The 4,765-nt window shown below is 65.5% G+C and carries 5 protein-coding genes and 1 pseudogene; 4 read left to right on the plus strand and 2 right to left on the minus strand.

Annotation, left to right across the window (positions count from 1 at the left end):
• From ACGWYJ_RS38535 to ACGWYJ_RS38550, 4 genes are all read left to right on the plus strand, one after another.
• On the plus strand, nt 1-255 hold a 255-nt coding region (locus ACGWYJ_RS38535; protein WP_395111619.1), incomplete at its 5' end, for a hypothetical protein.
• Nucleotides 252-2,375, plus strand: a complete 2,124-nt coding sequence (locus ACGWYJ_RS38540) for a DUF6571 family protein (protein WP_395111621.1) — start codon at nt 252-254, stop codon at nt 2,373-2,375. The genes ACGWYJ_RS38535 and ACGWYJ_RS38540, both read left to right, overlap by 4 nt.
• Before the next feature lie 215 nt (nt 2,376-2,590).
• Complete coding sequence (locus tag ACGWYJ_RS38545) at nt 2,591-2,959, plus strand: hypothetical protein (protein WP_395111623.1); 369 nt, start codon at nt 2,591-2,593, stop codon at nt 2,957-2,959.
• 229 nt (nt 2,960-3,188) lie between these two features.
• The gene (locus tag ACGWYJ_RS38550; protein ID WP_395111625.1) at nt 3,189-3,572 is read left to right on the plus strand and encodes a hypothetical protein; all 384 of its coding nucleotides are present in this window, start codon (nt 3,189-3,191) and stop codon (nt 3,570-3,572) included.
• Between the two features lie 4 nt (nt 3,573-3,576).
• Here the strand turns inward: ACGWYJ_RS38550 and ACGWYJ_RS38555 are convergent, their stop codons facing one another.
• The gene (locus ACGWYJ_RS38555; RefSeq protein ID WP_395111627.1) at nt 3,577-4,137 is read right to left on the minus strand and encodes an exonuclease; all 561 of its coding nucleotides are present in this window, start codon (nt 4,135-4,137) and stop codon (nt 3,577-3,579) included.
• A 165-nt stretch (nt 4,138-4,302) separates the two neighbouring features.
• Nucleotides 4,303-4,560: pseudogene (locus ACGWYJ_RS38560) on the minus strand (hypothetical protein); the annotation flags it as partial.
• Nucleotides 4,561-4,765: the final 205 nt, after the last annotated feature.

The raw sequence follows: 4,765 nt of genomic DNA on the forward strand, positions 1-4,765 counted from the left end.
ATGGCCCCGCCAGACGAAGCCGAGCGTTTCCGGCTACAGCTACTGCTGGGCAGGCTGCAGACGCTGTCGAACGAGCACTGGCACACGTTCACGGGGCCGAGGAAAGCCATGGAAGACCACGCTTGGGTCGGCGGCGCGTCCGCACGGTCATTCGGCCGCGAACTCGAACGCGGCGACCGCGAACTCCACACCCAGCTACGCAAGGCCCTCGAACTCGTCCAGGAAAGACTTCGCCAAAAGGGGCCGCCGCTATGAGCTGGCTCGGCCCCGACACCTGCGGCGTCAAACTCCAGGAGTTCGATCGCATGACGCAGGACATGAGCCGTGCCGCGCGAAGCCTGGAAGATCTGGCCCATCACGTATGGCAGGCCCTGCATGGCGCCGGCGTCAGCACCGGCCCCGCCATGGAGATCAAAAGGCTGGCCTCCTGGGCCGCCACCGCGTCGGCCGACCTGCGCCGCCGCAGCCTGCTGGCGCACAACCTCGACCGGCAGAAACTGGCGATGACGGTATGCCGCCCCGACGGCACCTACCTGAAACTCCCCGACCGCTACAACGACCAGATCGCCTATGCGGACGGACGAAGGACCGCCGACCTCGTCCGCCGGGCCGCCGCCGGAGACCAGAAGGCGATGGCGGAACTGCGCCGGATCATCGCCCGGGACGTCAAACCGGCGTTCGCCAAGGGCCTGCTGGAAGCGCTGGGCCCCGAAGGGCTTCTCAAAGTCCCCTTGGACTTCAACCTCGAACTCAAGGCCGACCTTCACCGTCACCGCAACGCCGACGCCACGGCCTGGGACGCCAGAGCCGTCATCTCCCTCCTCGGACGCAGCCTCGCCATCTCCTCCCACCCCAACCGAAGCGGCTCCATCGGCGACGACTATCTCAAGCAGCTGACCCAGGCAGGCCGGGCGACCTTCCCACCGCACGGCAAGCCACCGCATGCGGTAGTGGGCTACCAATCCCTGTCCACCATCCTCGCCGCCGCGGGCGGCAACCGCTTCTCCCCCGAATTCCTCCGCACCGTGGGCAGCGACATGATCGCCTACGACCGCGACATCCACCGGCAACAGTGGGGCCGGCCCCTCCCCGACCTCACCGGCAAGTTCGCCCTCGGCAACGCACTGGACCCAGGCACCACCCATGTCAAGCTGGGCGAACGCAAGACCGACTACCTGATGCCGCTGCTCGACATCGCCATCACATCCGGCCGCCAAGGCGCCCAGGCCCTCCTTTCACCCCGCCCGATGGGCCCGTACACCGGCGACCCGTCCACAACGTTCCCCAAGAACACCAACCTGGAATACCTCATCCACGAACGCCGAATGATCTGGGCCGAAACCGACCACGGCGCCGCCCTCGGCCGCCTCATCGAAACCGCCGCCAAGGGCCATGACCCGGAATCCGAACGCCTGGCCCTCCACACCATCGACCTCCTGGCCCGCGAAGCCAGGGGCTACTTCTCCGTCGACCCGGGGGCACTCGAACTGAGAACCGGCGACAAGAAGACGATGGACGCCCTCTCCGGCCTCCGCCCCCACGTCGCCAACCTTCTGTCCACGCACATCGTGAAGGTGAACGACCTGTACCGCACCTTCATCCTCGGCGCGAACCGCACCAACGCACCCGTGACCGACGCCGACCTCGACTACGTCATCCTCGACCTCAGCCGGAACTCCGATGCCTTCAGCACCCTCCTGAAGGCCCAGATCGCCCACACCAAGGCCGACATCGACCGCGCCGCCGGCGGAGACCGCACCCGCCTCACCAACGCGATCGTCGTCAACGGCCAAATCTTCGGCCACCTCCTCGAAGCGAGGAACCAGGCGACCCTCGCCGAGGACGACCGAGTCGAAGCGGCCAACGAGCAACTCCGGAACATGGTCTCCTCCGGCGTCGGCCTGATCAGCGACGTAGGCTCCGAAGCAGTCGCCAAGCGAGGCGGCACCGCAGGCGCGATGGCCTACGAGAACACCGTCCACAAGGCCCTCGAAGCCCTGGCCCTGCAAGCCGCGAAACGCTACGAAGAACAACCCGACAAGACCCTAACAAAACCAACCACCAACACCGAGGCCATCGAGTCACTGTTCGGCCAACTACTCATTTCAAGTTTTCTGGTAAGCGGAAAAGTAGATTCTCGAAATCTTGAAGGAAAATCGTTCGCCACCGACGACAGGCCGCCCAGGCTACGTCCGCTGGATTCTCTCACTCCCCGGCAGTATGACGAGCTTTCCAGGTGGGTGGATGAACGATTCAGGATCAGCGAGCTTCAGGAGCGTGCAGCACGCGCCTCCGACAGTGGCATGAACCAGACTGTAGGGCATTACCGCACGCCGGACGGCCGATTCAACGTAAAGAGGAGCGGCCAGCGATGAGCCGGCGTGGAACCATGCGTTCCTCCCTAACGCTAGCTTCCATACTCTTTGCGGCGCTCGCCTGCGATTCCGCGTCCGACCATGCTCCTCCCGCCCCATCACCCTCCAGCCCCGATCTGCGCCCCATAAGAAACACCGCCCCTTATCTCTGCGATCTCATTCCAGAAGCAGAATTCAGGCGTGTTACCGGTGTGCGCGGGCCAATGGAGGCCAACATGAACGGCGATCCGAGCAACAACGGATTGTGCCTGGCTCATCGACCGACGGGCAGGCCTCCACTTGGGATCCAGTGGGATTTCGACGAAGGGGAGAGAATCCTTGGTGGGCTTGAGCAGGACTATATGGACAACAACCCGCACAAGTTGCCGAGCGACCTGGGGCGTGGATTCGCGACCACCCACGACATCCGCCCCCGCACCAACTACGTGATCGCACTCTTCCGCTGCGGAAAGAAACGACCATGGATGGGTATCGATTTTGTGCCCGTGGTGCGAGGACGGGACGCGGTACAGGACATGATCGCGTTCATGCGGATCGCACAGCAGCGGTTCGGCGAGATCCACAAGTGCACACCGAGACCGTAGTGAAAGAACGGGCAGCGATGAGGAGGACAGGGCGACGAAGCATCGCCGCGGCATTGCTTTGCCTCCTTGCGGCCACACCTGCGTCCCTCCACGGAGCACCGCACGTTCTACGGTCACTCCCTCGCCCGATCCGCGCCCTACAGGGAACACCGCCCCGTATCTCTGCGACCTCATTCCAAAGGCCGAGTTCAGGCGCGCCACGGGATTGTACAAGCCACTACGAGCAAGCATGGATAAAGATTCCAGCTATGGCGGCGTTTGTGTGGCGATGATCCAAAGGCAGCCGGATGTGCGGATACGGCACCTCGACGTTGTGTGGGAATTTGATGGCGGGGAGCGAATTCTCACCATGCACGAACAGGCATATTCGGACAATGATTCTCACCAGTCGCCCGCCGACCTGGGCCGAGGGTTCGCAATCACCGATCACGTGAGCCCTCGCACCAACCACATGATCGCCCTGTTCCGCTGCGGAGAGAACCGACCGTCTCTCAGCATTGATTTTGCACCCGTGGTGCGGGGGCGGGACGCGGTGCAGGATATGTTCGCGTTCATGCGGATCGCACAACAGCGATTCGGCGAGATCCACGACTGCACGCCGAGGGCGGCGTAAGTGGTTATGTGTTGTCTTCTCTGGAGGCCAGGATGGCTTCGAAGACGGCGGCCAGTTCTGCGGCGTCCTCGCCGGCGTGGTGGGTGTGGGGGTAGCCTTTGACGCCCAGCTTTTGTTTGATGATGCTCTTCCGGGTGCTGACCCATTCGCAGCCTTGCAGGCCCATCCAGTAGCTGCGCAGGTCGATTCCCGCGCCGCTGGCGGAGAACGGGCTCTTGCCGAGGAAGCGCATGAAGTACCAGTGGACGAACATCCCGTCGAAGACGGCGGGGCCGGCCAGGAAGACCGGGCGGCCTTCGCTGCGCAGGCCGTTGATCCACTTCGCGGCGGCCGCCATCGCCTCTTCGGCCGGGGGAGCCTCGCGGATCAGCCGGTCCCGGTCGAGTCCCGAGACCGCCAGCGCTTCCGGGACGAAGTCGTCCGAGATCGGGCGCAGCTCGCTGTAGAACCGCAGGTCCGGGCGGCCCACCACGACCATGCCCAGCGAGATCATGCTGTACGGCCCGGGGATCGGCCCGTCGGCCTCGACATCCACCGCGATGTAGAACTCCGGAAGCCCGCTCATGCCCTGGGACGGTACCCACCCGGTGATTGCGGGGCGAGTGATTATCTCGGGTCGGGAAGCATGAGGGAGCGGCGTTCGGACTCCGTGAGGAGGCGGAAGACCCTGATGCGGGCTCGGGCGGCGAGGGTTTCGCCGTCGGTGATGGCCTCCCAGACGCGCACGGTGTTCGCTGGACGCGGTCGCCAGGTGCCGGCCGTCGGGGGACCAGCACACGTCCCAGACGTCGTCGTGCATGGCGGCCACGGCGAGTTCGTGGGCGGCCTCGGGATCCCAGAGGCGGGCGGTGCCCTCCGCGCCCGAGGACACGAGCCGGGAGCCGTCGGGCGACCCGTCCACCGACCAGACCGTTCCCTCGTGGCCGTGCAGGACGCCGTGTACCCGGGAGACGGCGAGCGCGGACGACAGCGCGCGCCGCGCGAGCACGGTCGGCTCGTGCGCGGCCAGCGCCAGCAGGGGGCGTTCTCGGGATCAGACTCGTAGCCGTTGAGCACCTGCATGGCGATCGTGTCCGACAGCCGTTCCATCGCGTCGCCGTCGGAGACGTGCGAGCACTCCACGAACCGCGCCACCAGGGTTCGACGGCGCCGGGCCCGCCGGCTTCGGCCAGCCACTCCTGTCGGCTCGGAGC

Origin of the sequence: Actinomadura sp. SCN-SB (genome assembly GCF_043906805.1) — a bacterium.
Taxonomy (GTDB): Bacteria; Actinomycetota; Actinomycetes; order Streptosporangiales; family Streptosporangiaceae; genus Spirillospora.

Excerpts from the sequence above, each read along its gene's own strand:
- ACGWYJ_RS38555 (WP_395111627.1), bottom strand. The coding sequence starts at position 4,137 with ATGAGCGGGCTTCCGGAGTTCTACATCGCGGTGGATGTCGAGGCCGAC.
- ACGWYJ_RS38540 (WP_395111621.1), top strand. The coding sequence starts at position 252 with ATGAGCTGGCTCGGCCCCGACACCTGCGGCGTCAAACTCCAGGAGTTC.
- ACGWYJ_RS38545 (WP_395111623.1), top strand. The coding sequence starts at position 2,591 with ATGAACGGCGATCCGAGCAACAACGGATTGTGCCTGGCTCATCGACCG.
- ACGWYJ_RS38550 (WP_395111625.1), top strand. The coding sequence starts at position 3,189 with ATGGATAAAGATTCCAGCTATGGCGGCGTTTGTGTGGCGATGATCCAA.